Annotated in this window: 30 protein-coding genes; 14 read left to right on the forward strand and 16 right to left on the reverse strand. The window is 53.4% G+C overall.

What is annotated here, in order from left to right:
* Window positions 1–20: 20 nt before the first annotated feature.
* From cgtA to rplU, 4 genes are all read right to left on the reverse strand, one after another.
* Complete coding sequence (gene cgtA / locus ACLHV8_RS19750) at window positions 21–1,193, reverse strand: Obg family GTPase CgtA (protein ID WP_028017037.1); 1,173 nt, start codon at window positions 1,191–1,193, stop codon at window positions 21–23.
* Window positions 1,194–1,208: 15 nt separating this feature from the next.
* Complete coding sequence (locus tag ACLHV8_RS19755; protein ID WP_028017036.1) at window positions 1,209–2,174, reverse strand: DMT family transporter; 966 nt, start codon at window positions 2,172–2,174, stop codon at window positions 1,209–1,211.
* A 96-nt stretch (window positions 2,175–2,270) separates the two neighbouring features.
* Window positions 2,271–2,528: a 50S ribosomal protein L27 gene (rpmA, locus tag ACLHV8_RS19760; protein ID WP_004385076.1), complete on the reverse strand. Its 258-nt coding sequence runs from the start codon at window positions 2,526–2,528 to the stop codon at window positions 2,271–2,273.
* 19 nt (window positions 2,529–2,547) lie between these two features.
* A complete protein-coding gene (gene rplU, locus ACLHV8_RS19765) occupies window positions 2,548–2,859 on the reverse strand; it encodes a 50S ribosomal protein L21 (protein ID WP_003025032.1) in 312 nt (103 codons plus the stop codon).
* Window positions 2,860–3,116: 257 nt separating this feature from the next.
* Here rplU and ispB point away from each other — a divergent pair, with 257 nt between their 5' ends.
* Both ispB and sfsB read left to right on the forward strand, forming a co-directional pair.
* Window positions 3,117–4,088: an octaprenyl diphosphate synthase gene (gene ispB, locus ACLHV8_RS19770; RefSeq protein ID WP_028017035.1), complete on the forward strand. Its 972-nt coding sequence runs from the start codon at window positions 3,117–3,119 to the stop codon at window positions 4,086–4,088.
* 230 nt (window positions 4,089–4,318) lie between these two features.
* Window positions 4,319–4,606, forward strand: a complete 288-nt coding sequence (gene sfsB / locus ACLHV8_RS19775; RefSeq protein ID WP_028017034.1) for a DNA-binding transcriptional regulator SfsB — start codon at window positions 4,319–4,321, stop codon at window positions 4,604–4,606.
* A gap of 61 nt (window positions 4,607–4,667) precedes the next feature.
* Here sfsB and murA read toward each other — a convergent pair whose 3' ends face one another.
* The 7 genes from murA to mlaF form a co-directional block, all read right to left on the reverse strand.
* Window positions 4,668–5,927 (reverse strand): UDP-N-acetylglucosamine 1-carboxyvinyltransferase, encoded by a 1,260-nt coding sequence (gene murA / locus ACLHV8_RS19780; RefSeq protein WP_028017033.1) that lies wholly within the window; start codon window positions 5,925–5,927, stop codon window positions 4,668–4,670.
* 50 nt (window positions 5,928–5,977) lie between these two features.
* The gene (gene ibaG / locus ACLHV8_RS19785) at window positions 5,978–6,232 is read right to left on the reverse strand and encodes a BolA family iron metabolism protein IbaG (protein ID WP_008501458.1); all 255 of its coding nucleotides are present in this window, start codon (window positions 6,230–6,232) and stop codon (window positions 5,978–5,980) included.
* A 126-nt stretch (window positions 6,233–6,358) separates the two neighbouring features.
* Entirely contained in the window at window positions 6,359–6,652 is a 294-nt protein-coding gene (mlaB, locus tag ACLHV8_RS19790; protein ID WP_049007565.1) for a lipid asymmetry maintenance protein MlaB, read from the reverse strand.
* The gene (mlaC, locus tag ACLHV8_RS19795; RefSeq protein WP_028017031.1) at window positions 6,652–7,287 is read right to left on the reverse strand and encodes a phospholipid-binding protein MlaC; all 636 of its coding nucleotides are present in this window, start codon (window positions 7,285–7,287) and stop codon (window positions 6,652–6,654) included. Before mlaC ends, mlaB begins: the two co-directional genes overlap by 1 nt.
* A gap of 18 nt (window positions 7,288–7,305) precedes the next feature.
* The gene (gene mlaD / locus ACLHV8_RS19800; RefSeq protein ID WP_049007571.1) at window positions 7,306–7,854 is read right to left on the reverse strand and encodes an outer membrane lipid asymmetry maintenance protein MlaD; all 549 of its coding nucleotides are present in this window, start codon (window positions 7,852–7,854) and stop codon (window positions 7,306–7,308) included.
* A gap of 4 nt (window positions 7,855–7,858) precedes the next feature.
* A complete protein-coding gene (gene mlaE, locus ACLHV8_RS19805) occupies window positions 7,859–8,641 on the reverse strand; it encodes a lipid asymmetry maintenance ABC transporter permease subunit MlaE (protein WP_010436044.1) in 783 nt (260 codons plus the stop codon).
* A gap of 7 nt (window positions 8,642–8,648) precedes the next feature.
* Window positions 8,649–9,461: a phospholipid ABC transporter ATP-binding protein MlaF gene (gene mlaF / locus ACLHV8_RS19810; RefSeq protein ID WP_024906354.1), complete on the reverse strand. Its 813-nt coding sequence runs from the start codon at window positions 9,459–9,461 to the stop codon at window positions 8,649–8,651.
* A gap of 227 nt (window positions 9,462–9,688) precedes the next feature.
* Between mlaF and ACLHV8_RS19815 the strand changes: the two genes are divergently transcribed.
* The 11 genes from ACLHV8_RS19815 (at window position 9,689) to npr (ending at window position 17,608) form a co-directional block, all read left to right on the forward strand.
* Window positions 9,689–10,666 (forward strand): calcium/sodium antiporter, encoded by a 978-nt coding sequence (locus ACLHV8_RS19815; RefSeq protein WP_028017029.1) that lies wholly within the window; start codon window positions 9,689–9,691, stop codon window positions 10,664–10,666.
* 13 nt (window positions 10,667–10,679) lie between these two features.
* Complete coding sequence (kdsD, locus tag ACLHV8_RS19820) at window positions 10,680–11,666, forward strand: arabinose-5-phosphate isomerase KdsD (protein WP_025756696.1); 987 nt, start codon at window positions 10,680–10,682, stop codon at window positions 11,664–11,666.
* Between the two features lie 14 nt (window positions 11,667–11,680).
* A complete protein-coding gene (gene kdsC, locus ACLHV8_RS19825) occupies window positions 11,681–12,247 on the forward strand; it encodes a 3-deoxy-manno-octulosonate-8-phosphatase KdsC (protein ID WP_028017028.1) in 567 nt (188 codons plus the stop codon).
* Window positions 12,244–12,819, forward strand: a complete 576-nt coding sequence (gene lptC, locus ACLHV8_RS19830) for an LPS export ABC transporter periplasmic protein LptC (protein ID WP_028017027.1) — start codon at window positions 12,244–12,246, stop codon at window positions 12,817–12,819. Before kdsC ends, lptC begins: the two co-directional genes overlap by 4 nt.
* Entirely contained in the window at window positions 12,788–13,342 is a 555-nt protein-coding gene (lptA, locus tag ACLHV8_RS19835; RefSeq protein WP_024906352.1) for a lipopolysaccharide ABC transporter substrate-binding protein LptA, read from the forward strand. Before lptC ends, lptA begins: the two co-directional genes overlap by 32 nt.
* A 6-nt stretch (window positions 13,343–13,348) precedes the next feature.
* Window positions 13,349–14,074, forward strand: a complete 726-nt coding sequence (gene lptB / locus ACLHV8_RS19840) for an LPS export ABC transporter ATP-binding protein (RefSeq protein ID WP_025756692.1) — start codon at window positions 13,349–13,351, stop codon at window positions 14,072–14,074.
* A gap of 47 nt (window positions 14,075–14,121) precedes the next feature.
* Window positions 14,122–15,555 carry an RNA polymerase factor sigma-54 gene (gene rpoN, locus ACLHV8_RS19845; RefSeq protein WP_208594180.1) on the forward strand — a complete coding sequence of 478 codons (1,434 nt, stop codon included), beginning with the start codon at window positions 14,122–14,124 and terminating at the stop codon, window positions 15,553–15,555.
* Between the two features lie 22 nt (window positions 15,556–15,577).
* Complete coding sequence (gene hpf, locus ACLHV8_RS19850) at window positions 15,578–15,865, forward strand: ribosome hibernation promoting factor (protein ID WP_008501444.1); 288 nt, start codon at window positions 15,578–15,580, stop codon at window positions 15,863–15,865.
* An 82-nt stretch (window positions 15,866–15,947) separates the two neighbouring features.
* Window positions 15,948–16,439 carry a PTS IIA-like nitrogen regulatory protein PtsN gene (ptsN, locus tag ACLHV8_RS19855; RefSeq protein WP_008501443.1) on the forward strand — a complete coding sequence of 164 codons (492 nt, stop codon included), beginning with the start codon at window positions 15,948–15,950 and terminating at the stop codon, window positions 16,437–16,439.
* 45 nt (window positions 16,440–16,484) lie between these two features.
* A complete protein-coding gene (rapZ, locus tag ACLHV8_RS19860; protein WP_028017025.1) occupies window positions 16,485–17,339 on the forward strand; it encodes an RNase adapter RapZ in 855 nt (284 codons plus the stop codon).
* Window positions 17,336–17,608: a PTS phosphocarrier protein NPr gene (gene npr, locus ACLHV8_RS19865; protein WP_003861872.1), complete on the forward strand. Its 273-nt coding sequence runs from the start codon at window positions 17,336–17,338 to the stop codon at window positions 17,606–17,608. Before rapZ ends, npr begins: the two co-directional genes overlap by 4 nt.
* 39 nt (window positions 17,609–17,647) lie before the next feature.
* On the opposite strand, the gene mtgA is transcribed toward npr, so the two are convergent.
* The 5 genes from mtgA to lptF all read right to left on the reverse strand — a co-directional run bounded on the left by mtgA (window position 17,648) and on the right by lptF (window position 23,907).
* Window positions 17,648–18,373, reverse strand: a complete 726-nt coding sequence (mtgA, locus tag ACLHV8_RS19870) for a monofunctional biosynthetic peptidoglycan transglycosylase (RefSeq protein ID WP_049007563.1) — start codon at window positions 18,371–18,373, stop codon at window positions 17,648–17,650.
* Complete coding sequence (elbB, locus tag ACLHV8_RS19875) at window positions 18,370–19,023, reverse strand: isoprenoid biosynthesis glyoxalase ElbB (protein ID WP_049007570.1); 654 nt, start codon at window positions 19,021–19,023, stop codon at window positions 18,370–18,372. The genes mtgA and elbB overlap by 4 nt, the downstream gene beginning before the upstream one ends.
* 232 nt (window positions 19,024–19,255) lie before the next feature.
* The gene (arcB, locus tag ACLHV8_RS19880; RefSeq protein WP_028017022.1) at window positions 19,256–21,589 is read right to left on the reverse strand and encodes an aerobic respiration two-component sensor histidine kinase ArcB; all 2,334 of its coding nucleotides are present in this window, start codon (window positions 21,587–21,589) and stop codon (window positions 19,256–19,258) included.
* A gap of 135 nt (window positions 21,590–21,724) precedes the next feature.
* Window positions 21,725–22,807, reverse strand: a complete 1,083-nt coding sequence (gene lptG / locus ACLHV8_RS19885) for an LPS export ABC transporter permease LptG (protein ID WP_208594181.1) — start codon at window positions 22,805–22,807, stop codon at window positions 21,725–21,727.
* Window positions 22,807–23,907, reverse strand: coding sequence for an LPS export ABC transporter permease LptF (gene lptF / locus ACLHV8_RS19890; protein WP_028017020.1), 1,101 nt, complete (start codon window positions 23,905–23,907; stop codon window positions 22,807–22,809). Before lptF ends, lptG begins: the two co-directional genes overlap by 1 nt.
* 267 nt (window positions 23,908–24,174) lie before the next feature.
* Here lptF and pepA point away from each other — a divergent pair, with 267 nt between their 5' ends.
* Window positions 24,175–25,686 carry a leucyl aminopeptidase gene (gene pepA / locus ACLHV8_RS19895; protein ID WP_028017019.1) on the forward strand — a complete coding sequence of 504 codons (1,512 nt, stop codon included), beginning with the start codon at window positions 24,175–24,177 and terminating at the stop codon, window positions 25,684–25,686.

The raw sequence follows: 25,686 nt of genomic DNA on the forward strand, positions 1-25,686 counted from the left end.
CGAGGGGCTTTGAACTGATATTAGTGTTTGTAGATGAACTCGACGCCTTCTTCGTCGTCTTCATCCCAGTCATCATCCCAGTCTTCTTCCTCTTCCGCTTCCAGCTCTTCGAGCTGTTGACGGTGGTAGTCATCCCACATGAATTCGACTTTTTCAGGCTGTTTCGCTTCTTCGGCCTGAACAATTGGGTTCTCGATGATAAAGGTCATCACATCCCAGCAGAGGTCTTTCACGCCAACCTGGCTTGCTGCAGAGATCAGGTAGTATTTCTCTTCCCAACCCATCGCTTCAGCAATCGCTTTAGCTTTCGCTTCCGCTTCGGCTTTGTCCATCAGGTCAATTTTGTTGAAGACCAACCAGCGTGGTTTATTCGCCAGTTTTTCGCTGTATTTTTCCAGCTCGCCGATGATGATTCGGGCGTTTTCAACCGGATCGGAACCGTCGATAGGATCGATATCAATGAGGTGCAGCAATACGCGGCAGCGCTCAAGGTGTTTCAGGAAGCGGATACCCAGACCGGCACCTTCAGCAGCACCTTCAATCAGGCCCGGAATATCGGCAACCACAAAGCTCTTCTCGTTATCCATGCGGACAACGCCCAGGCTTGGTACCAGTGTGGTAAACGGATAGTCCGCCACTTTAGGTTTCGCGGCAGACACGGCGCGAATAAACGTCGATTTACCGGCATTTGGCATACCCAGCATGCCCACGTCTGCCAGAAGCATCAGCTCCAGTTGCAGATCGCGCTTATCGCCAGGCGTCCCCATCGTTTTCTGACGTGGAGTACGGTTAACAGAAGATTTAAAACGGCTGTTACCCAGACCGTGCCAGCCACCTTTTGCGACCATCAGACGCTGACCGTGTTTGGTCATGTCACCCATGGTCTCACCGGTACCCTGGTCGATAACACGCGTACCGACAGGAACCTTAATAGTGACATCTTTACCGCGTTTACCGGTACAGTCACGGCTCTGGCCATTCTGGCCACGTTCAGCGCGGAATGATTTTTCGAAACGGTAGTCGATCAGCGTGTTGAGGTTCTCATCCGCCTCCAGCCAAACGTCACCACCATCCCCGCCGTCACCGCCATCAGGGCCACCACGTGGGATATATTTTTCACGGCGGAAGCTCACGCAACCGTTGCCGCCATCACCAGCCACGACCAGGATCGTCGCTTCATCAACAAACTTCATTTTACTCTCCGTAACTCATTCGCCTGAGCGGGGGACTACTACAACCGCTTCATTTTTGCGCCAACGTCCCCAAAGACGATGACCAATGGCGGAATACATCGCGCCCGCAACCACGACAAACGCACCGAGATAACCCAACAAGTTGAGCATCGGTCTGACGAAGACATCGGGCCAGGCCATTGATAACAAATCTGAAAATAACAGCGTAAACAGCGGAGTCAGCGTGATTAACGCGCTCACCTGTGCTGCCTGCCAGCGCGCCATCGCTTCGGCCAGCGCGCCATAACCGACCAGCGTATTCAGTCCACAAAAAATGAGACACGCCAGTTGCCAGTCGCTAAGCTGGGCAATCACACCCGGCTTTGCTAATGGCAGCAATGCTATTGTACACAAAGTGTACAGCAAAAAGAGGATCTGCTGTGAGGCCAGACGTCGCAATAACACCTTTTGCGCGACGCCATAACTCACCCAGACCGCTGCTGCTCCTACGCCGAAGATCACACCCCAGGTGTAATCCGTCAGCCGGGTAAAAATCTCTATCAGACTGGTGTTGAAGAACATCACCAGACCGCATAGCAGCATGCTCGCCCCGACAATCTGCGTACCGCGCATCTTCTCCTTGAGGATAAAGACGCTGGCGACCATCATGCCCACCGGTGAAAGCTGACCAATCACCTGCGACGCCGTGGGGCTGAGATATTGCAGGGAAGAGCTGAACAGGATGAAGTTACCGAACAGACCGCCCGTCGCGATAGCCAGCAATACCAGCCAGCGCGGTTTACGGAAGAGCCGCAAGGGAGGAAGCTTACCTTTGACAGCCAGGATGGCCCCGAGACCGATGCTTGCCATCAGAAAGCGATAAAAGACCACCGTAGGCGGCTCCATCACTTCCAGTACCTGCTTCATTGCAATTGGCAGGGCACCCCAGCACATTGCGGTGGTGAGCGCCAAAAGAATACCGATGCCGGCCTGCTGCTTCATGCCCGTTTTCCCTACAGAAAAAATTACCGGGTTTCCAATGTAAAAAGCCCCGCAACAGGGTGCGGGGCTTTAATCCGTTACCGGACCGAGAAAACCTTACTCAGCAACGATGCTGATGTATTTACGGTTGTTCGGGCCTTTAACTTCAAATTTCACTTTACCGTCTGCTTTAGCAAACAGAGTGTGGTCACGACCGCAACCTACGTTGTTGCCAGCGTGGAATTTGGTACCACGTTGACGAACGATGATGCTACCCGCCAGAACGGATTCGCCACCGAAACGCTTAACGCCCAGGCGTTTAGCTTCTGAATCGCGACCGTTACGTGTGGAGCCGCCAGCCTTTTTATGTGCCATTTAAATCTCTCCTCAGGTCTTAGGCGCTGATGCCAGTAATTTTCACATCAGTGAACCACTGACGGTGGCCCTGCTGCTTACGGTAGTGCTTACGACGACGAAACTTAACGATTTTAACTTTCTCGCCACGACCGTGTGCAACAACTTCAGCTTTGATAACGCCGCCATCAACGAAAGGAACGCCGATTTTGACTTCTTCACCGTTTGCGATCATCAGAACTTCAGCGAATTCAACAGATTCGCCAGTTGCGATGTCCAGCTTTTCCAGGCGAACGGTCTGACCTTCGCTTACTCGGTGTTGTTTACCACCACTTTGGAAAACCGCGTACATATAAACTCCGCTTCCGCGCACGTCCTCGTATGAATCAGAGTGCGCTATAAATATTCACAATAGGGCGCGAATATTACGCAAAACGCGAGCCTTTGACAAGTGCTACCGTCAATACATGAAGAAAAAAAACACAACACGTACGGTAACGTTTATCTGAGCCGTTTTTTCAGTACAATCAGCACTACTATTGATAAACCGAAACCCTTCGTTACCCCATTGAAGATGGGATCAACAGGATAAAAAGCCCGGCTTTTGCGATGAATTTAGAAAAAATCAACGAGTTAACCGCGCAAGATATGGCGGGTGTGAATGCAGCAATCCTGGAGCAACTCAACTCTGATGTTCAACTGATCAATCAGTTGGGCTATTACATCGTCAGCGGCGGCGGTAAACGCATTCGCCCGATGATTGCTATTCTGGCTGCCAGAGCCGTTGGCTATCAGGGAAATGCCCACGTGACTATCGCAGCACTTATCGAATTTATTCACACGGCGACGCTTCTGCATGACGACGTTGTGGATGAATCGGATATGCGTCGTGGTAAAGCCACGGCAAACGCTGCATTCGGAAACGCAGCCAGCGTTCTGGTGGGGGATTTTATCTATACCCGCGCCTTCCAGATGATGACCAGCCTGGGCTCTCTGAAAGTACTGGAAGTGATGTCTGAGGCCGTTAACGTGATCGCTGAAGGCGAAGTGCTGCAGCTGATGAACGTCAACGACCCTGACATCACCGAAGAAAACTACATGCGCGTGATTTACAGCAAAACCGCGCGCCTGTTTGAAGCAGCTGCCCAGTGCTCCGGTATTCTGGCGGACTGTACCGAAGCACAGGAAAAAGGCCTGCAGGATTACGGTCGTTATCTGGGGACCGCATTCCAGTTAATTGATGATTTGCTGGACTACAGTGCTGACGGCGAAACGCTCGGCAAAAACGTGGGTGATGACCTGAACGAAGGCAAACCCACCCTGCCACTGCTTCATGCTATGCGTAACGGTTCAGCCGAACAGGCAAAAATGATCCGTGAAGCGATTGAGCAGGGAAATGGCCGTCATCTGCTGGAACCTGTGCTGGAAACCATGGCAATCTGCGGATCGCTGGAATGGACACGCCAACGTGCGGAAGAAGAAGCCGACAAAGCCATCGAAGCTCTTCAGGTCATTCCCGACAGCCCATGGCGCGATGCACTGATTGCGCTGGCCCACATCGCCGTTCAGCGAGACCGTTAATCCCTCCTGCATCTCCCTGCGGCCATCGCGGGGAGATTCCAGCACACACCTGTAAATTCCGTGTCCATGTAAATTCATCGGTTTAAAGGCCGCATGAATAAAGCCATGCCTTATTCTGAATATCCCTTCCAGTAACGCGAACTTTTTAGAACAAGAGTTTGAAATGGGTATAGTAAGCCTGTCGTTTCAGAAGAAACGGCGTGAGTAAATCCGAACTTAAGGACAGCGTTATGGATACGAAATTTATCGACTGGCACACGGCAGATATCATTGCGGCACTGCGCAAAAAAGGCACTTCACTGGCAGCTGAATCTCGCCGCAATGGCCTGAGTTCTTCTACCCTGGCAAACGCCCTGACTCGTCCCTGGCCAAAGGGAGAATTAATTATCGCAACGGCGCTGGATACGCATCCGTGGGTGATCTGGCCCTCGCGTTACCACGATCCCATTACCCATGAATTTATCGACAGATCGCGCATGATTCGCCAGAAAAAAGCAAAGAAAAAACCGCAGGAATAATGCGATTTTTGACAGGAACAGCAACCCCCCGGTCATTGCTGGCAGGGGGCTGCCGGAACGATTACTCGCCCTTCACACGCTCGATATTGGCACCCAGCGCGCGCAGTTTATCTTCGATACGCTCATAGCCACGATCGATGTGGTAAATACGATCCACAACCGTCGTACCTTCCGCGATACACCCCGCCAGCACCAGGCTTGCGGACGCACGCAAATCGGTTGCCATCACCTGAGCACCGGACAGCTTCTCAACGCCATGGCAAATCACGGTATTACTTTCGATCTCAGCACGTGCACCCATACGGATCAGCTCCGGTACGTGCATAAAGCGGTTCTCGAAAATGGTTTCAGTGATGAAGCCAGTACCTTCAGCCACCAGGTTTAGCAACGTGAACTGAGCCTGCATGTCCGTCGGGAACGCCGGATGTGGTGCAGTACGCACATTCACCGCTTTTGGACGCTGACCATGCATGTCGAGGCTGATCCAGTCTTCACCGATCTCAATATCAGCACCCGCATCGCGCAGCTTCGCCAGCACCGCATCCAGCGTATCCGGCTGAGCGTTACGACAAACAATCTTACCGCCAGAGATCGCCGCAGCGACCAGGAAGGTACCGGTTTCGATACGGTCCGGCAGAACGCGATAGACACCGCCACCCAGACGCTCAACGCCTTCGATGGTGATACGGTCGGTACCCTGACCGGAGATCTTCGCACCCAGCGCGACGAGGAAGTTTGCGGTATCCACAATTTCCGGTTCGCGCGCGGCATTTTCAATAATGGTGGTCCCTTCTGCCAGCGTTGCCGCAGACATAATGGTGACCGTTGCGCCTACGCTCACTTTGTCCATGACAATGTGCGCGCCTTTCAGGCGACCATTCACGGACGCTTTAACGTAACCTTCTTCCAGTTTGATCTCTGCGCCCAGTTTCTCCAGACCAAAGATATGCAGGTCAACCGGGCGTGCGCCGATTGCACAGCCGCCCGGCAGTGAAACCTGCCCCTGTCCAAAACGCGCCACCAGCGGGCCAAGCGCCCAGATGGACGCACGCATGGTTTTCACCAGATCGTACGGCGCAGAGAAGTTGTTCACATTGCTGGCATCGATCCAGACGGAACCATTACGCTCAACTTTGGTTCCCAACTGGGTGAGCAGCTTCATGGTGGTGTCGATATCTTTCAGCTTTGGTACGTTCTGAATTTCTACCGGCTCTTCCGCGAGCAGCGCAGCAAAGAGGATTGGCAGAGCGGCGTTTTTCGCGCCAGAAATTGTGACTTCGCCCTGGAGACGCGTTGGCCCCTGTACACGAAATTTATCCATTGTGTGTTCTCTTATAAATTCAACCGTGCTGCGGGCCTGTCGCCCTCAGCTCAAAAACCGTTTAGTTTGCGATCGCGTGCCCACTCTTGCGGGGTGAACGCTTTAATCGACAGGGCGTGGATGCGGTTATCCGCAATATATTCCATCAGCGGCGCGTACACAGCCTGCTGCTTCTTCACACGGCTCATACCGTCGAACATCTCACCCACAGCAATAACCTGGAAGTGACTGCCATCGCCAGTGACGTGGGCTTCCTGAAGGGAGAGTGCATTCATCAGCACTGTCTGGATTTCATGATTTTCCATGGGCTCTTAATCATCTGATAGTGAAAACAAGCCCAACATCTTAGAGCAAAGTGACGTCGTCTTAAACAAGCAAAAAGCCCCGACGATGAAACTGTCAGGGCTTTCAGAAGTAACGCACTGAAAATACTAACGAGGCAGCACGTCGTGAGGGAGATTGTAGAGCTGCGCGAGGGTAACGACATTATCACTCGCGCCGTGAAGCTTGACGCTTTGCCCCTGCTTTTTCCCCACGGCAACCAGATGGGCGAGCAGCGCAATACCTGCTGTATCAACCCGTGTGACCTCGGTTAAGTCGATGAGCGTCACACCCTGCATCGCTTCATGACGTTTGTCCCACAATGGGTTCAGCAGATCCTGATCAAGTTCACCGGACAGCTTTAATGTCTCGCCTTCACGCGACCAGCTGAGTTGCTGAGACATTACTTCTTCTCATCCAGTGTAATTTTCTGACGAGAAATAGACTGCAGCTGCGCGGTAAGGCCATCAATACCTTTGGTACGCAGCAGGTCGCTCCACTCGTTCTGTTTGGTGGTGATCATGCTTACCCCTTCGGCAATCATGTCATACGCCTGCCAGTGCCCCGTCTGGCTGTTTTTACGCCACTGGAAATCCAGACGAACCGGCGGACGGCCGTTAGGATCGTTGATGGTCACGCGGATAGGTACGATGGTCGCATCGCCCAGCGGCTGCTCAGGCGCAATCTGATAGGTCTGACCATGGTACATCGCCAGCGCCTGGCCATAAGCCTGTTTCAGGTATTCACGGAACGCGGCAAAGTAAGCATCACGCTGCGCGGGGGTCGCATCTTTGTAATAACGTCCCAGCACCAGCGCACCTGCATATTTGATCTGCACATACGGCAGCAGTTCCTGATCGACAACATCACGCAGATAATCAGGATTAGCACGAATTTTAGGTTGCTCGTTTTTAAGACGGTCGAAAGTCTTCTTGGCCGCTTCGTCCATCTGTTTGTACGGGTTACTCTGATCCGCAGCGTGGGCTGCGGTGAGAGGGGCAATGACCAGCATGGCAACCATTAACAGTCGTTTAAACATGAATGACTTCTCCTGAAATTAATTCGTCGTGCCAGATGTCGGTGCGACGTTGGTGTGATCTTCAGTCTGCGCAGGGGCAGCATCGGATTTTTTCTCATCCCCTTTACTGTTGTAAAGGAACTGACCAATCATATCCTCCAGCACCATTGCGGACTTCGTATCCTGGATAACACTGCCGTCTTTAAGGATAGTCGTTCCGAGCTCTGGGTCTTCAAAACCGACGTTAAGCGCCAGATATTGTTCACCCAGCAGGCCGGAAGTCCGGATCGAAAGAGAACTGGTGTCCGGAATATGGTTATAACGCTCTTCGATATCCATCGCGACGCGTGGGAGATAGGTTTTCTCATCAAGCGTAATGTCCGACACACGGCCGATCACCACGCCACCAATACGTACCGGTGAACGCGCCTTCAGCCCGCCGATATTATCGAAGGTGGCATAAATACGATATGTCGGCTCGGTGCGGACAGATGTGATATCCGCCGCTCGCAGGCAGATAAACAGCGCCGCCAGCAGTGCCAGTAACAGGAACACGCCGACCCAAATTTCATTTTTTCTCGTTTGCATGAACTCAATTCCCAAACATCAGTGCGGTGAGCACAAAATCCAGACCCAGTACGGCCAGCGACGAATGTACGACTGTACGCGTTGTTGCACGGCTAATGCCCGCCGACGTCGGGATGGCATCGTAACCATTGAACAATGCAATCCAGGTGACCGTAATAGCAAAGACCACGCTTTTAATCAGACAGTTGACCAGATCCATTCGCAGATCAATGGCGTCCTGCATGGCAGACCAGAAGAAACCGGCATCAATGCCTTTCCAGTGGACGCCAACCAGCGAGCCGCCCCAGATACCCACGGCGACAAACAGAATAGTCAGTAACGGTAACGAAATCACCCCAGCCCAGAAACGCGGCGAGATCACGCGACGCAGCGGATCAACCGCCATCATCTCCATGCTGGAAAGCTGCTCGGTCGCACGCATCAGGCCAATTTCAGCCGTTAATGCCGACCCCGCGCGCCCGGCGAACAACAGTGCCGCCACAACAGGCCCCAGTTCACGCAGCAGTGAGAGCGCCACCAGCATCCCGAGGCTGGTTTCTGCACTGTAGGTTGTCAGAACAAGGTAGCCCTGAAGCCCAAGCACCATACCGATAAACAGCCCGGAAACAATGATGATGAGCATCGACAGCACGCCGACATTATAGAGCTGACGCACCAGCAACGGTGCGTGCTTGCGGAATTCCGGCTTGCCGACCAGCGCGTTGAATAACATCAATCCGGCGCGCCCGAACGTCCTGATGGTTTTTATGCCACGGTGTCCGAGAGCGGCCAACGCATTTAACAGCATGAGTGGCTTAACTCCCTATTCCCAGTAAATCGTCACGATAGTCGCCCGCCGGGTAGCGGAACGGCACAGGGCCATCTGCAATACCGTCAAGGAACTGCCGCACGCGCGGATCGCAATTTTCCTGCAGCGCCTGGGCGCTACCGTGTGCGACGATCTTTTTGTCCGCCACGATATAGGCGTAATCGGCAATGCTCAATACTTCCGGTACATCGTGAGAAACCACGATACAGGTAACGCCGAGCGCGCTGTTCAGCTCAGAGATGAGCTTCACCAGCACACCCATCGTGATAGGATCCTGTCCGACAAACGGTTCGTCGAACATGATTAAATCAGGTTCTAGTGCAATGGCTCGCGCCAGTGCAGCGCGTCGCGCCATCCCACCGGACAGTTCCGAAGGCATCAGTTTTGCAGCCCCTCGCAGACCGACGGCTTCAAGCTTCATCATCACCGTGCTTTTCAGCAGTTCAGGCGGCAGGCTGGTATGCTCGCGCAGCGGATAGGCCACGTTATCAAAGACGTTCATGTCGGTGAACAGAGCCCCCGACTGAAAGAGCATGCTCATGCGTTTACGGACAGTATACAGGCGCGAGCGCGACATCTCCGGGATGTTTTCGCCATCAAAGAGGATTTCACCGCTATCAGGTGGGATCTGCCCACCAATGAGGCGCAGCAGGGTCGTTTTACCGATCCCGGACGGCCCCATGATGGCAGTGATCTTGCCACGCGGTACGGTCAACGAAATATCATCAAATATCAATCGGTTGGCGCGAGAAAAACTCACACCGCGAACATCGACTAAATTCGCCATCGTTTGGCTCATTTATTGTTCCTTTCTTACCCTGCTCACATTAAGGCATGCAGCCTGAATCAGCCCCAAACTCAGCATTTTTACAGAATAATAGCCGTTGAGGTTAGCGAAAGCTGGCATTTGTTTTACTTTTCCGGCGCATAAAGTCAAAATTAGGAATTCGTTACGCCTCAGACAGTATGCAGTCCAGCCATTCCCGCGCGATGGACCGACGAGTATACCTGAAGAAAGGACTTTTGATGCTTTTAGCAACAGCACTGTTAATAATTGGTTTACTTTTGGTGGTCTACAGTGCTGACCGTTTAGTGTTTGCTGCATCTATCCTGTGTCGTCTGACTGGCGTACCGCCTGTTGTCATCGGGATGACCGTTGTCAGTGTTGGAACGTCGCTTCCTGAAATCATCGTCTCTGTTTCAGCATCGCTGCATGGTCAGGTAGACCTGGCTATTGGCACCGCGATTGGCTCGAACATCGTCAATATATTACTGATTTTAGGCCTGGCGGCACTGCTCCACCCATTTCGCGTACATTCCGATGTTCTGCGCCGTGAATTGCCGCTAATGTTAATCGTAAGCCTGCTGGCAGGGTGCGTATTTTATGATGGCGTACTGAGCTACAGCGACGGCATTTTCTTGCTGGCGCTGGCCGTCATTTGGCTGCTGTATAGTGTTAAAATCGCCCGCCAGGCTGAAAAGCTGGGTCAGGATAGCCTGACTCGGGAGCAGGTTGCCGAACTCCCGCGGGAGGGCACGCTGCCTGTAGCACTACTTTGGCTTGGCGTCGCGCTGATCATCATGCCAATGGCAACGCGCATGGTCGTCGACAACGCGACAGTACTGGCGAACTATTTTGCCATCAGTGAACTGACCATTGGCCTGACGGTCATTGCCATCGGCACCAGCCTGCCGGAGCTGGCCACGGCCATTGCGGGAGCACGTAAAGGTGAAGATGACATTGCCATTGGCAATATCATCGGTTCCAACATTTTTAATATCGCGATTGTGATGGGCCTGCCGGCCCTGATAACGCCCGGGCCTTTTAACCCCCTGGCGTTTTCACGCGATTACGGTGTGATGTTGCTGGTCAGCGTGATATTTGCCCTGCTCTGCTGGCGGCGGCAACGCCAGATCGGCAAAGGCGCAGGCGCGCTGTTGACGGGTGGATTTATCGTATGGATGGCGATGCTGTACTGGCTCTCGCCTCTTCTCTCTGGGTAAACGGAAACGCATTATGTCGCAAATAGAATTGCAGCCGGGTTTTGACTTTCAGAAAGCAGGCAAAGACGTTCTGGAGATTGAACGTGAAGGTCTGGCGCAGTTAGATCAGTACATTAATCAGGATTTTAGTCTGGCATGTGAGAAGATATTCTACTGTGCCGGTAAAGTCGTGGTAATGGGGATGGGCAAGTCCGGTCATATTGGCCGCAAAATGGCCGCGACGTTTGCCAGCACCGGAACCTCTTCTTTCTTTGTACACCCGGGGGAAGCCGCACACGGCGACCTGGGGATGGTCACACCGCAAGATATCGTCATCGCACTGTCAAATTCCGGTGAATCCAATGAGATCCTGGCGCTGATCCCGGTACTGAAGCGACTGCAGGTCCCCCTCATTTGCATGACCAGTCGCCCGGAAAGTAGCATGGCGCGGGCGGCCGATATTCACCTGTGCGTTAAGGTTCCCAAAGAAGCCTGCCCTCTGGGCCTGGCTCCGACCTCCAGCACCACCGCTGCACTGGTCATGGGTGATGCGCTTGCCGTAGCGCTGCTGGAAGCCCGCGGTTTTACCCCTGAAGATTTCGCACTTTCTCATCCCGGCGGTGCGCTTGGGCGCAAGCTGCTTCTGCGGGTCAACGATATTATGCACACCGGGGATGAAATCCCTCACGTCAGTAAAGCGGCCTCCCTGCGCGATGCGCTGCTGGAAATCACCCGCAAGAATCTGGGTATGACGGTCGTGTGCGATGATCTGATGAAAATTCAGGGGATCTTCACCGATGGGGACCTGCGTCGCGTGTTTGATATGGGTGTAGATGTCCGAACGCTTGGCATTGCCGATGTGATGACACCTGGCGGCATCCGCGTTCGCCCGGGTACGCTGGCAGTGGATGTGCTGAACCTGATGCAGTCCCGTCATATCACCTCCGTTATGGTTGCCGATGGCGACCAGTTGCTGGGTGTGGTACATATGCATGATCTGCTGCGCGCAGGCGTAGTGTAATGAAGGATAAGACAATGAGTAATGCGGGTGCATCCCTTGCAACCTGTTATGGTCCGGTCAGTACCCATATGATGGCGAAGGCAGAAAAGATTCGCCTGCTCATCCTGGATGTGGATGGGGTCCTCTCCGATGGCCTGATTTACATGGGCAATAATGGTGAAGAGCTGAAAGCGTTTAACGTTCGCGACGGTTACGGTATCCGCTGTGCCCTCACCTCGGGTATCGAGGTAGCGATCATCACCGGGCGAAAAGCTAAACTGGTAGAAGATCGCTGTGAAACGCTGGGCATTACCCATCTGTATCAGGGACAATCCGATAAGATGGCGGCATTCAATGATTTAGTGGGTAAACTGGCAATCGCACCGGAAAACGTGGCTTATGTCGGGGATGACCTGATTGACTGGCCAGTAATGGCTGAGGTCGGCCTGAGTATCGCTGTTGCCGATGCGCATCCGCTGTTGCTCCCACGCGCTGACTACGTTACCCACATCAATGGCGGCCGCGGTGCCGTACGTGAAGTCTGCGATCTGCTTCTGCTGGCGCAAGGCAAGCTTGATGAGGCCAAAGGGCAATCAATATGAGTAAAACCAGACGTTGGGTTATCATTCTGCTTTCGCTTGTCGCACTGGTATTGATTGGCGTGAATATTGCCGATCGCGACGATACGCAAACGGAAGTGATCAACAATAACGATCCAACCTATAAAAGCGATCACAGCGACACAGTGGTCTACAGCCCGGAAGGGGCACTGAACTATCGCCTGATTGCCCAGCATGTTGAATATTTTTCAGATGACGGTATTTCGTGGTTTACCCAACCTGTCATGACGACGTTTGATAAGGACAAAGTCCCGACGTGGTCAATCAAGTCAGACCGGGCAAAACTGACAAATGACCGTATGCTTTATCTATATGGCCACGTTGAAGTCAACGCTCTGACGCCTGACTCGCAACTGCGAAAAATTACGACGGATAATGCCCAGATCAACCTGGTGACCCAGGATGTGACGTCGCAGGATCTGGTCACACTGTATGGCACAACATTTAATTCCAGCGGTTTAAGAATGCGCGGGAACTTACGCAGCAAAAACGCCGAGCTGATTGAAAAGGTTAGAACCTCCTATGAAATTCAAAACAAACAAACTCAGCCTTAAAGTAATTATCGCCAGTGCGATGCTGGCGACCAGTCTCCCCGCGCTTGCTGTAACGGGCGATACCGACCAGCCGATCCATATCGAGTCAGACACGCAGTCTCTTGATATGCAGGGTAACGTCGTCACCTTTACAGGTAATGTCGTCATGACCCAGGGCACCATCAAAATCAACGCCGACAAAGTGGTCGTTACCCGTCCGGGTGGTGAGCAGGGCAAAGAGATTATTGATGGCTACGGCAACCCGGCAACCTTCTACCAGATGCAGGACAACGGCAAGCCGGTGAAGGGCCACGCCACGCACATGCACTATGAGCTGGCGAAGGATCTGGTCATCCTGACGGGTAATGCCTATCTGGAACAGCTGGACAGCAATATTACCGGCGACCAGATCACCTATCTGGTGAAAGAGCAAAAAATGCAGGCCTCCAGCGAGAAAGGCAAACGCGTAACCACCGTGCTGGTTCCGTCGCAGCTGCAGGACAAAGGTAAAGGCCAGGCCCCGGCACAGAAGAAGAGTAACTAATTCGTTATGGCAACATTAACTGCAAAAAATCTCGCGAAGGCCTATAAGGGCCGCCGTGTCGTAGAAGATGTCAGTCTGACCGTCAACTCCGGCGAAATTGTAGGCCTGCTTGGCCCTAACGGTGCGGGTAAAACCACAACCTTCTACATGGTCGTTGGCATTGTGCCGCGCGATGCCGGCAACATTGTTATTGACGATGAAGACATCAGTCTTCTGCCGTTGCACGCTCGCGCGCGTCGCGGAATCGGCTATCTGCCGCAGGAAGCCTCTATTTTCCGTCGTCTTAGCGTTTACGATAACCTGATGGCGGTTCTACAAATTCGTAACGACCTGACCAGCGAACAGCGACAGGATCGTGCCAACGAGCTGATGGAAGAGTTCCACATTGAGCACCTGCGTGACAGCCTCGGTCAGGCGCTCTCCGGGGGTGAACGTCGCCGCGTTGAAATCGCGCGTGCGCTGGCCGCAAACCCGAAATTTATCCTTCTGGATGAACCGTTTGCGGGCGTTGACCCAATCTCCGTTATCGACATTAAACGTATCATTGAACACCTGCGCGACAGCGGGCTTGGTGTACTGATCACTGACCACAACGTGCGTGAAACGCTGGCCGTGTGTGAACGCGCCTATATTGTGAGCCAGGGCAATCTGATCGCCCACGGTACGCCGCAGCAGATCCTCGAAGATGATCATGTTAAGCGCGTCTATCTTGGGGAAGACTTCAGACTCTGATAGGGTAGAGGTAACGTAACGCCGAACCGGAGAAAAATGCTCTGAACATGAAGCAAGGTTTGCAATTAAGGCTCAGCCAACAACTGGCGATGACGCCGCAGCTACAGCAGGCAATTCGCCTGTTGCAACTGTCCACGTTAGAACTCCAGCAGGAGCTCCAGCAGGCGCTGGACAGCAATCCGCTGCTGGAACAAACCGATCTTCATGACGAGGTAGATACCCAGCAGTCGCAGGATACAGAAGCGCTCGATACCGCTGATGCACTCGAACAAAAAGAGATGCCGGACGAGCTTCCGCTGGATGCCAGCTGGGATGAAATCTACACCGCCGGAACCCCTTCCGGTACGCGTGCAGACTACCAGGATGATGAGCTACCGGTCTATCAGGGTGAAACCACCCAGTCGCTACAGGATTATCTGATGTGGCAGGTGGAACTGACCCCCTTCTCCGATACCGACCGCGCGATTGCCACGTCAATTGTCGATGCCGTTGACGACACGGGCTATTTGACCCTCACGCTGGACGATATTCTGGAAAGCATGGGCGACGAAGAGATTGAACTCGAAGAGATTGAAGCGGTTCTGAAGCGTATCCAGCGTTTCGATCCGGTCGGTGTGGCGGCAAAAGATCTACGCGACTGCCTGCTGATCCAGCTTTCTCAGTTCAGCAAAGAGACGCCATGGATTGATGAGGCACGCGTTATCATTAGCGATCATCTGGATCTGTTGGCTAACCACGATTTCCGCACCCTGATGCGCGTCACGCGCCTGAAAGAAGAGGTGCTGAAAGAAGCGGTGAATCTGATCCAGTCGCTCGATCCACGCCCCGGACAGTCGATCCAGACCAGCGAACCTGAGTACGTGATCCCGGATGTGCTGGTCAGAAAACACAATGGCCGCTGGGTCGTTGAACTGAACTCTGACAGCATCCCTCGCCTGCAAATCAACCAGCAGTATGCCTCCATGTGCACCAGCGCACGAAACGACTCTGACAACCAATATATTCGTAGCAATCTGCAGGAAGCGCGATGGTTGATCAAAAGTCTGGAGAGCCGAAATGATACGCTGCTCCGCGTCAGCCGCTGTATTGTCGAACAGCAGCAGGCTTTCTTTGAGCAGGGCGAAGAGTATATGAAACCGATGGTACTGGCAGATATTGCCCAGGCCGTCGAGATGCATGAATCAACCATTTCCCGCGTCACCACGCAGAAGTATCTGCACAGTCCACGCGGTATTTTTGAGCTTAAGTATTTCTTCTCCAGTCATGTGAATACCGAGGGCGGCGGTGAAGCGTCGTCAACGGCAATTCGCGCACTGGTGAAGAAGTTGATCGCCGCGGAGAACCCCGCGAAGCCACTGAGTGACAGTAAGTTAACCACCATGCTGTCCGACCAGGGTATTATGGTGGCACGTCGTACTGTTGCGAAGTATCGAGAGTCTTTATCCATTCCGCCGTCCAACCAGCGTAAGCAGCTGGTTTGACACAACCGATAAGGAAGACACTATGCAGCTCAACATCACTGGACAAAACGTCGAAATTACTGAGGCTTTACGCGACTTCGTGAACGCGAAGTTTGCCAAACTCGAGCAGTATTTCGAAAGGATCAATCAGGTCTATATTGTGTTGAAAGTGGAGAAAGTGACTCATATCTCGGATGCAACCCTGCACGTCAACGGGGGTGAACTCCATGCCAGTGCGGAAGGGCAAGACATGTATGCGGCTATCGACGGCTTGATTGATAAGCTTGCGCGACAGCTTAATAAACATAAAGATAAACTGAAACAACACTAATTGTCCGGGCAGTTAACGGGTGCAGGACGGCCTGTTGTGAAACACAACGGGCCATTTGTACAGTTAGCGCTTAGGTGAAATTATGATGAACAACGATTCCGCTCTTCAACTGAGCAATGTCCTTAACCAGGAATGTACCCGCAGTGCAGTTCACTGCCAGAGCAAAAAGCGTGCGCTGGAGATCATCAGTGAACTGGCCGCAAAACAGCTGGGCCTGCCACCGCAGGTAGTGTTCGAAGCTATCCTGACCCGTGAAAAGATGGGCAGTACCGGCATCGGCAATGGCATCGCGATCCCGCATGGCAAACTGGAAGAAGACACCTTGCGTGCCGTCGGTGTGTTTGTGCAACTGGAAACCCCTATCGCCTTCGATGCCATTGATAACCAGCCCGTCGATCTCCTCTTCGCGCTGCTGGTGCCTGCTGACCAGACGAAAACCCACCTGCATACGCTTTCTCTGGTCGCAAAACGCCTGGCTGATAAAACCATTTGCCGTCGACTGCGCTCAGCCCAAAGTGATGAAGAGCTCTATCAAATTATCACTGAAGCAGAAGGCAATCAGGATGATGCATAACCAGGAGATGGCTTTCACATCTGTTGTCCTGAGGAGAAACGGAACATGGTACTGATGATTGTCAGTGGCCGTTCAGGGTCGGGGAAATCCGTTGCTCTGCGCGCGCTGGAAGACATGGGTTTTTACTGCGTAGATAACCTGCCGGTCGTGTTGTTACCCGATCTGGCTCGGACGCTTGCGGAAAGACAAACCTCTGCCGCCGTCAGTATCGACGTTCGTAATATGCCTGAATCGCCAGAAATTTTTGAGCAGGCGATGAGTAACCTGCCTGAGGAATTCTCACCTCAGTTGCTGTTCCTGGATGCAGATCGTAATACCCTGATCCGCCGCTACAGCGATACCCGCCGTCTGCATCCGCTTTCCAGTAAGAACCTCTCTCTGGAGAGCGCTATCGACGAAGAGAGCGATCTGCTGGAGCCGCTTCGTTCTCGTGCTGACCTGATCGTCGACACCTCTGAGATGTCCGTTCATGAGCTGGCGGAAATGCTGCGTACCCGTTTGTTGGGCAAGCGCGAGCGTGAACTGACGATGGTGTTCGAGTCCTTCGGCTTTAAGCACGGTATCCCCATTGATGCGGATTATGTTTTCGACGTGCGTTTCCTGCCGAACCCGCACTGGGATCCGAAACTGCGTCCAATGACAGGTCTGGATAAACCCGTCGCGGCCTTCCTCGACCGACACACAGAAGTTCACAATTTTATCTACCAGACGCGAAGCTACCTTGAGCTATGGTTACCTATGCTGGAAACAAACAATCGTAGCTACCTGACAGTGGCGATTGGCTGTACCGGCGGTAAACATCGTTCGGTCTACATCGCCGAACAGCTGGCCGATTATTTCCGTTCACGCGGAAAGAACGTTCAGTCCCGTCATCGCACGCTGGAAAAACGTAAAACATGACCGTAAAACAAACTGTTGAGATCACCAATAAGCTGGGCATGCACGCACGCCCGGCGATGAAGCTGTTTGAGCTGATGCAGGGGTTCGATGCAGAAGTTCTGCTGCGTAATGATGAAGGCACAGAAGCGGAAGCGAACAGCGTGATCGCACTGCTGATGCTGGACTCAGCCAAAGGACGCCAGATTGAAGTAGAAGCCACCGGCCCCCAGGAAGAGGAAGCGCTGGCGGCGGTGATTGCGCTGTTTAACGCCGGTTTTGACGAAGACTAACGTTCGTCCCTTCGGCGGGTGGCGCTGTGCTTACCCGCCCTACATGAGATTATTACGCTGCATAAAACCCTCCCCGCCCAGTTGATTCATCTGGCGCATAATCCACGCCTGTCGGCTTCGCACGTAGCCTGATGGGGCACTGGCTTTAAAACGGATGGGATTAGGTAAAACAGCGGCCAATAGCGCAGCTTCTGACATACTTAGACGGCTTGCAGGCTTATTGAAATAACGCTGCGCAGCGGCTTCCACACCAAATACGCCGTCGCCAAACTCAGCGATATTGAGATAGACGGTCAGAATGCGTCTTTTACTCCAGACCGTTTCCATCCCCAGGGTCAACCCCGCTTCCAGCCCTTTTCGCACCCAGCTTCGACCCTCCCATAAAAACAGATTTTTGGCCGTCTGCTGCGACAACGTCGACGCACCGCGCACGCGATTTTCGTGGCGTTCGTTATGAGCAAGCGCCTTCTCAATGGCCGCCACGTCGAACCCCCAGTGCTCCGGGAATTTCTGATCCTCTGCCGCGATGACTGCCAGCCCCATGAACGGTGAAATCTCGTCCATGCTTACCCAGTCGGAATGGGCAACATAGCGGAAATCCCCAGAAAGCCATGCGCCAATCTGGCGCTCAACCATCACAGCAGAGAAAGGGACCGGTACGATGCTGAATAAAGCAATCCCGCCGCCCCAGAAGACCGCCAGTACGAGCAGAGCTCTCAGCAGGATACGCTTTAACCTTGCACCGGGACTGAACTTACGACTCATTCAGCAAGCACCAGCACTCTGTCCACCAGCTTTTCAATGCCCGTGGCTGCTTCAGCAATATTCTGCGCCAGCATGTATGCAGGTGTGGTAATAATTTTATTGTCTTCGTCCACCACGATGTCATCGACAGGACACGGCACATGTTCGCCGCCCATATCCTCAACAATTTCAGCAGTGTCGATGTCGGTCCCAATGGTCAGGCGCAGTGGGAAATCAAAAATTTTCGGCAGCATCGCCGGGGCAATACAGATAAAACCCTGCGGTTTACCCGCAGCGTGCATCGCACGTGACAGCGCTTTTAAATCCGGATCAACATGGCACTCTGCCCCCTGGGAAGCAAAGCTGCTCAGGTTTTTCGCTGCGCCAAACCCGCCTGGCACAATTAACCCATCAAGCTCTGAAGCATTAGCCTGATTAAGAGGGTGAATATCGCCGCGAACAATGCGTGCCGCTTCAATCAGCACGTTACGAGTTTCCGCCATCGGCTCGCCGGTCAAATGATTAATTACATCAGTCTGGCTTTTATCCGGCGCGAAGCAGACAACATCAGCTCCGTTTCGGGAAAGCGCCAACAATGTGATGACGGCTTCATGAATCTCTGAACCGTCGTAAACACCGCATCCGCTCAGCACGACACCAATCTTTTTCATCATCAGGTTCCTTCTTTGCAACTCGCTGAAGCACATTAATAATTTTGATTAAAACGCTATGCTTCACACATTTCACTGATTCATGTAACAAACCATTTAAGATTTGCTATCTTATCTGCGTGCGGCCTAAATTTTTCAGGCGGCGCCCATTCGAAAATAACTTGAAAAAACAGGCGCAGCCAAGATTTCCCTGGTGTTGGCGCAGTATTCGCGCACCCCGGTTAAGCCGGGGTCATTTTTTTCTGGCGTCGACCCAGGCTTTAAGTACCGCAACATCGTTTTGCCACTCTTGTTTCATCTCTTCGACCCAATCACCCACGTTATCTTCCCATGCAGGTAAATCAGGCGACTGAATCTGTTGTCCCAGCTGTTGCAGGTGACGCAGGCCAACCGAGCCGGCCGCACCTTTGATTTTATGCCCTTCTTCCACAATGCCTTTCTGGTCTCGTGCCGTCAGGTTTGATTCCAGCACACTCAGATAGCCAGGCATCATCTTTTCGAACACGGCCAGACCGTCGGTAATCAGTTTTGGACCAACCAGATCGATATACTGCTCCAGCATCGCGGTATCGAGTATCGTTTGGGCTTTTGCGCTATCAACAGACGTCATGGTGCTCTCCTCTTCATCACGGGTATCCCAGAACTTCTTGATCATGGCGGTCAGGGCAGGCACCGCCAGCGGTTTGCTAAGCACATCATCCATACCGGCATCGAGGTACTCTTTTTTGTCTTTCAGCACGTTCGCCGTCAGCGCGACCAGCGGCGGCAGATCGTCAGCGGCATACTTGCTCGTCAGTTCACGCGAGATATCCAGCCCGGTCATATCCGGCAGTTGAATATCCAGCAAGACGAGGTCATATTCACCCGGTTTAAACATCTCCAGCGCGGCTTTACCGGTCATTGCCACGTCCACACTGTTACCCAGTTTTTCCAGCACCGAGCGTGCCACAATCACGTTCAGCTCGATGTCTTCCACCAACAGGACGTGCAGCGCGGGCAGCGGCATATCATCGTTTTCAAAGGTATCCTCAACCTCTTCAGCCACCGCTGGCGCATGTACCGTCAGCGTGAAGGTCGAGCCTTTGCCCGCCTGGCTGGTTACCGTAATGTCCCCGCCCATACTCTTCGCAAGCCGTTTAGATACCGCCAGGCCAATGCCTGTACCGGTGGCAGGTTTCCCGCCGTTGCTGTCTTTCACCTGGTAGTACATCGCGAAAATTTTGTCCTGCTCCTCCTGCGGAATACCAATCCCGGAGTCTTCCACCTCGAAGTGCAGCATGTCACCTTCGTCATAGCGGATGCGCACCGCAACCTGCCCCTTCTGGGTAAATTTCACGGCGTTACTGATAAGGTTCCACAGGATCTGGCGCAGGCGGGTACCATCCGTAACCACTTTATGCGGCAGTGGCAGGGAGGGTTCCATCACAAAACTCAGCCCCTTCTGCTGTGCCTGCAGACCGGACAAGTTTTCCAGATCGGCCATAAAGCTGGTGAAATCAACCGGCTGGTTATCCAGCTGGACTTTACGGCGCTCCATCTTATCCATGTCGATAATATCATTGAAGATATTCCCCAGCGTGACCGCCGAGACATGGATCGTTTTGAGGTATTTTTCCTGCTCCGCGGTCAGATCGGTATCCAGCAAAATACGGCTCAGACCGACAATGCCATTAAGCGGCGTACGCAGTTCGTGGCTGATGGTGGAGATAAAGGTGGTCTTATCGCGGCTGGCACGCTCCAGGGCATCCTGATAGCGCTTACGCTCGGTAATATCGCGACCAAAGCCCATCAGGCCATGACGTTTCCCGACACGGTCGTAGTAAGGCACTTTACGGATCTCAAAGCAGGCTTTGCGCCCGTCCGGGTAATCCAGCCACTGTTCATAGGTCAGCGAGACGTTGTGGCGGAAGACTTTTTCATCTGTCTCCATGACCTTGGCCGCCGCCTCCTCAGAATAGACATCCTGAGGTTTCAGGTGAATCAGCTGCTTTTCACTTTTCCCGGTCAGCAGCTCCATCGCCCGGTTACAGCCGGAGAACTCTTTGTCTTCGTTACGGTAGAAAACCAGATCCGGTGAAGCATCGAGGAACGAACGCAGGAAAGAGGATTGCTGCTCAAGCTGGATCTGCGTCACCTCACGCTCTTTCATTTCGATTTTAAGCTGCTCCAGTGTGGCCTGACGTTCGGCTTCCGCCTTCTCACGATCTGAAATCTCCTGGTTCAGCTGCGCAATGTTATCTTTGAGCTGAACATTGAGCTTCAGGTCGCGCTCGCGCATCTCTTCCAGTTTATCGACCAGTTTTGACAAGCGCTGACGGGATTCTTCCAGCTGTTCAACCACCACGGAGAGGAAGTAGACCGCCCAGGGGGTAATGAGCAAGCCAAAGAAGATGGAGCGGATAACGTCGATACTCTCAACCTGACCATGCAAAACCATGGTGACGGCCATCTGCACAACGATGGCCAGAACGACCAGTGCCAGCGCAAGCAGCATGGAGAAACGCACCAGCCCGAGCTTCATCATCAGGTCGACGTAGTACTGGGCAAGCATTCGAATTTGCTTCATAGAGGATCCCTTCACGACTTTATCGCTCAATAATACTCAAATTCGCGGCGGGGCGTTGAAGGTTGTGAGAAAAAGTGCGGGGTGAAACAGGAGATTAGCCTCGCTCCCGGTTAACCGGAAGCGAGGAGAGGTCAATCAGGAGCGTTTCAGAAGCAGCCAGAGGCTGATCAGGAGGAAACTGGCGCTTGGCAGCAACGCACCAATAATCGGTGGGATGCCGTAAACCAGCGTCAGCGGGCCGAAGATCTGGTCGAGCACGTAGAATACAAAGCCAAAGCTGATACCGGTTACCACACGTACACCCATCGGCACACTACGCAGGGGGCCGAAGATAAACGACAGCGCCATCAGCATCATCACCGCCACGGACATTGGCTGGAAGATCTTGCTCCACATGTTGAGCTGATAACGTCCGGCATCCTGGCCGCTCGACTTCAGGTATTTCACATAGTTGTGTAAACCGCTGATAGAGAGCGCATCTGGATCCAGAGCCACAACACCGAGCTTATCCGGCGTTAGGTTCGTCTTCCACGTGCCGGAAACCGTCTGAGAACCGGTGATCTGTTTCGGGTCTGTCAGGTCAGACTCATCTACCTGTGACAAACGCCACTGCTTATGTTCGGGATCAAACTTCGCCGATGAGGCGTGTTTGACAGACAGCAAACGACGCTGGTCGTTGAAGGTGTAGATACTCACGCCGCCTAACTCATCGTTGCCTTTTACGCGTTCAATGTAGACGAAGCTTTTTCCGTCTTTAGCCCACAGACCTTGCTGAGTGGAAAGCAGAGAGCCGCCGTACATCGCCTGAGCACGGTAGTTACGCGCCGTTTGTTCACCTTGCGGTGCCACCCACTCGCCAATCGCCATGGTCAGCAGCACCAGAGGGATCGCGGTTTTCATTACCGACAGCGCAACCTGCATACGGGTGAAGCCCGATGCCTGCATGACGACCAGCTCGCTGCGCTGGGCCAGCATCCCCAGCCCCAGCAGCGCACCTAACAGTGCTGCCATCGGGAAGAAGATTTGCACATCTTTCGGCACGCTGAGCAGGGTGTACATCCCCGCGCCCATCGCGTCATAGCTCCCCTGCCCGGCTTTTTTCAGCTGATCGACAAATTTGATAATGCCGGAGAGCGACACCAGCATGAACAACGTCATCATGATGGTAGTAAAAATGGTTTTACCGATATAGCGATCAAGAACGCCAAACGCCTGCATTAGATGGCTCCTTTACGCGAGAATCGGGCACGTATGCGGCGCACTGGCACCGTATCCCACAGGTTTAATCCCAGCGCCAGTAAGATGTACAAGCTGTTGACGACCCATGTCCAGACCATGGGATCCAGCTTACCCTTAGCACCGTTTGAGCGAATCGAGGTTTGCAGCAGGAAGTAGATCAGGTACAGCAACATCGCCGGCAGCATGGAGAGCACACGTCCCTGGCGAGGGTTGACCACGCTCAGCGGAACCACAATCAATGCCATCATAAACACCGTAAAGACGAGAGTAATTCGCCAGTGGAACTCAGCGCGCGCTCTGTCGGTATCGGTATTCCACAGCGTACGCATGTCCATTTGCTCGGTATCCGATGGGTCGAGCGCCACAGCCTGATGACCAATAATGGCCTGGTAGTTCTGGAAGTCCGTGATACGGAAGTCACGCAGCATCGCGGTACCTTCAAAACGGGTACCTGTATTCAACGTCACAATTTGCGAACCATCTTTGCGCTGAGCAAGCTGGCCAGAGTCGGCGACGACCACCGACGGACGTGCGTTACCTTTCGTACGCAGCTGCGCCAGAAATACGTCGTTGAATTTACTGCCGTCTACGCTCTCAATAAACAGCACAGAGTTACCGTCAGTCGCCTGCTGGAACTGCCCCTGGGCTAATGCCGCCATGCCGGGGTTCGCTTTCGCTTCGGCCAGCACTTCGTCCTGATGACGGGAGGACATGGGACCTGCCCACATTACATTCACCGCCGCAACGATACCGGTGAACAGCGCCAGTATCATCGCGGCCTTCACCAGCACGGCTTTGCTCAGACCACAGGCATGCATCACCGTGATTTCACTCTCGGTGTAGAGCTTACCAAGCGTCATGAGCAGACCAAGGAAAAGACTTAGCGGCAGGATAAGCTGCGCCATTTCCGGGATCCCTAAACCAAGCAGGGAAAGCACCAGATTCGTTGGAATTTCGCCGTCAACGGCCGCACCGAGGATCTTAACCAACTTCTGACAGAAAAAAATCAGCAGCAGGATGAAGAGGATCGCCAGTTGGCTTTTGAGCGTCTCCCGCACCAGATATCTTATGATTATCACTTTAAATACGCCCGTAAAAACCCGTCTCTTTGCTGGAAAATCGCTTGTTTCATGGCTTAAACGTCATTTATTCTCTTGAGTCGTCGAAATCATCGCTAAGATTAAAACACCCGGCGGATTCACGCTTCAGGACTTTTTTCTGACGTGTCGAAACCGTAATAACGTAAGATTAACACGAAGTCACCACAACAGCGGACATGAGTTACGAAAGCTTTCAATTCTATCTGTAGCTGCCGCCGTTGTCTTTAAGATTCAGGAGCGTAGTGCATGGAGTTCAGTGTAAAAAGCGGTAGCCCGGAGAAACAGCGGAGTGCCTGCATCGTTGTGGGCGTCTTTGAACCACGCCGACTCTCCCCGATCGCCGAACAACTCGATAAAATCAGTGACGGCTACATTAGCGCCCTGCTGCGCCGTGGCGAACTGGAAGGTAAACCTGGGCAGACGCTGTTACTGCACCATGTTCCGAACGTACTGTCCGAGCGCATTCTGCTGATTGGCTGTGGTAAAGAGCGCGAGCTGGATGAACGCCAGTATAAGCAGGTGATTCAGAAAACGATCAATACGCTGAATGATACCGGTTCAATGGAAGCTGTCTGCTTCCTGACAGAACTGCACGTCAAAGGCCGTAATACCTACTGGAAAGTTCGCCAGGCTGTCGAAACAGCAAAAGAGAGCCTGTACAGCTTCGATCAGCTGAAGACCAATAAAAGCGAGCCGCGTCGCCCGCTGCGTAAAATGGTCTTCAACGTGCCAACCCGTCGCGAACTGACCAGCGGCGAACGCGCTATTCAGCACGGTCTGGCGATTGCGGCTGGCATTAAGGCGGCGAAAGATCTCGGTAACATGCCGCCTAATATCTGTAACGCCGCGTATCTGGCATCCCAGGCGCGCCAGTTGGCTGATACCTACAGCAAGAATGTCATCACCCGCGTTATCGGCGAACAGCAGATGAAAGAGCTGGGGATGCACTCATATCTGGCCGTCGGTAACGGCTCTCAGAACGAATCCCTGATGTCAGTCATCGAATACAAGGGCAACCCGTCCGAAGATGCACGTCCAATCGTGCTCGTCGGCAAGGGCCTGACTTTCGACTCCGGCGGTATCTCGATCAAACCTGCCGAAGGCATGGACGAGATGAAATACGACATGTGCGGCGCAGCAGCCGTATACGGCGTGATGCGTATGGTCGCAGAACTTCAGTTGCCGATTAATGTCACTGGCGTACTGGCAGGCTGCGAAAACATGCCTGGCGGTCGCGCTTATCGTCCGGGTGACGTCCTGACCACCATGTCTGGCCAGACGGTTGAAGTCCTGAACACTGACGCCGAAGGCCGTCTGGTGCTGTGTGACGTGCTGACCTACGTTGAGCGTTTCGAACCTGAAGCGGTCATCGACGTGGCTACTCTGACCGGTGCCTGCGTGATCGCGCTGGGCCATCACATTACTGGCCTGATGTCGAACCACAACCCGCTGGCACACGAACTGATTGGTGCCTCGGAACAAGCTGGTGACCGCGCATGGCGTCTGCCGCTGGGTGATGAGTATCAGGAGCAGTTGGAGTCTAACTTTGCGGATATGGCGAACATCGGCGGCCGTCCTGGTGGTGCTATCACCGCAGGTTGCTTCCTGGCACGCTTCACCCGCAAGTACAACTGGGCACACCTGGATATCGCGGGCACCGCATGGCGTTCCGGTAAAGCCAAAGGCGCAACCGGTCGTCCGGTCGCGTTACTCTCGCAGTTCCTGCTGAATCGCGCTGGGTTTAACGGCGACGAGTGA

This window comes from Enterobacter sp. CPE_E863, from assembly GCF_046521465.1.
GTDB classification, from domain to species: domain Bacteria; phylum Pseudomonadota; class Gammaproteobacteria; order Enterobacterales; family Enterobacteriaceae; genus Enterobacter; species Enterobacter adelaidei.

Coding starts and splice junctions, on each gene's coding strand:
- cgtA (WP_028017037.1), bottom strand. CDS start 1,193: ATGAAGTTTGTTGATGAAGCGACGATCCTGGTCGTGGCTGGTGATGGC.
- ACLHV8_RS19755 (WP_028017036.1), bottom strand. CDS start 2,174: ATGAAGCAGCAGGCCGGCATCGGTATTCTTTTGGCGCTCACCACCGCA.
- rpmA (WP_004385076.1), bottom strand. CDS start 2,528: ATGGCACATAAAAAGGCTGGCGGCTCCACACGTAACGGTCGCGATTCA.
- rplU (WP_003025032.1), bottom strand. CDS start 2,859: ATGTACGCGGTTTTCCAAAGTGGTGGTAAACAACACCGAGTAAGCGAA.
- ispB (WP_028017035.1), top strand. CDS start 3,117: ATGAATTTAGAAAAAATCAACGAGTTAACCGCGCAAGATATGGCGGGT.
- sfsB (WP_028017034.1), top strand. CDS start 4,319: ATGGATACGAAATTTATCGACTGGCACACGGCAGATATCATTGCGGCA.
- murA (WP_028017033.1), bottom strand. CDS start 5,927: ATGGATAAATTTCGTGTACAGGGGCCAACGCGTCTCCAGGGCGAAGTC.
- ibaG (WP_008501458.1), bottom strand. CDS start 6,232: ATGGAAAATCATGAAATCCAGACAGTGCTGATGAATGCACTCTCCCTT.
- mlaB (WP_049007565.1), bottom strand. CDS start 6,652: ATGTCTCAGCAACTCAGCTGGTCGCGTGAAGGCGAGACATTAAAGCTG.
- mlaC (WP_028017031.1), bottom strand. CDS start 7,287: ATGTTTAAACGACTGTTAATGGTTGCCATGCTGGTCATTGCCCCTCTC.
- mlaD (WP_049007571.1), bottom strand. CDS start 7,854: ATGCAAACGAGAAAAAATGAAATTTGGGTCGGCGTGTTCCTGTTACTG.
- mlaE (WP_010436044.1), bottom strand. CDS start 8,641: ATGCTGTTAAATGCGTTGGCCGCTCTCGGACACCGTGGCATAAAAACC.
- mlaF (WP_024906354.1), bottom strand. CDS start 9,461: ATGAGCCAAACGATGGCGAATTTAGTCGATGTTCGCGGTGTGAGTTTT.
- ACLHV8_RS19815 (WP_028017029.1), top strand. CDS start 9,689: ATGCTTTTAGCAACAGCACTGTTAATAATTGGTTTACTTTTGGTGGTC.
- kdsD (WP_025756696.1), top strand. CDS start 10,680: ATGTCGCAAATAGAATTGCAGCCGGGTTTTGACTTTCAGAAAGCAGGC.
- kdsC (WP_028017028.1), top strand. CDS start 11,681: ATGAGTAATGCGGGTGCATCCCTTGCAACCTGTTATGGTCCGGTCAGT.
- lptC (WP_028017027.1), top strand. CDS start 12,244: ATGAGTAAAACCAGACGTTGGGTTATCATTCTGCTTTCGCTTGTCGCA.
- lptA (WP_024906352.1), top strand. CDS start 12,788: ATGAAATTCAAAACAAACAAACTCAGCCTTAAAGTAATTATCGCCAGT.
- lptB (WP_025756692.1), top strand. CDS start 13,349: ATGGCAACATTAACTGCAAAAAATCTCGCGAAGGCCTATAAGGGCCGC.
- rpoN (WP_208594180.1), top strand. CDS start 14,122: ATGAAGCAAGGTTTGCAATTAAGGCTCAGCCAACAACTGGCGATGACG.
- hpf (WP_008501444.1), top strand. CDS start 15,578: ATGCAGCTCAACATCACTGGACAAAACGTCGAAATTACTGAGGCTTTA.
- ptsN (WP_008501443.1), top strand. CDS start 15,948: ATGATGAACAACGATTCCGCTCTTCAACTGAGCAATGTCCTTAACCAG.
- rapZ (WP_028017025.1), top strand. CDS start 16,485: ATGGTACTGATGATTGTCAGTGGCCGTTCAGGGTCGGGGAAATCCGTT.
- npr (WP_003861872.1), top strand. CDS start 17,336: ATGACCGTAAAACAAACTGTTGAGATCACCAATAAGCTGGGCATGCAC.
- mtgA (WP_049007563.1), bottom strand. CDS start 18,373: ATGAGTCGTAAGTTCAGTCCCGGTGCAAGGTTAAAGCGTATCCTGCTG.
- elbB (WP_049007570.1), bottom strand. CDS start 19,023: ATGAAAAAGATTGGTGTCGTGCTGAGCGGATGCGGTGTTTACGACGGT.
- arcB (WP_028017022.1), bottom strand. CDS start 21,589: ATGAAGCAAATTCGAATGCTTGCCCAGTACTACGTCGACCTGATGATG.
- lptG (WP_208594181.1), bottom strand. CDS start 22,807: ATGCAGGCGTTTGGCGTTCTTGATCGCTATATCGGTAAAACCATTTTT.
- pepA (WP_028017019.1), top strand. CDS start 24,175: ATGGAGTTCAGTGTAAAAAGCGGTAGCCCGGAGAAACAGCGGAGTGCC.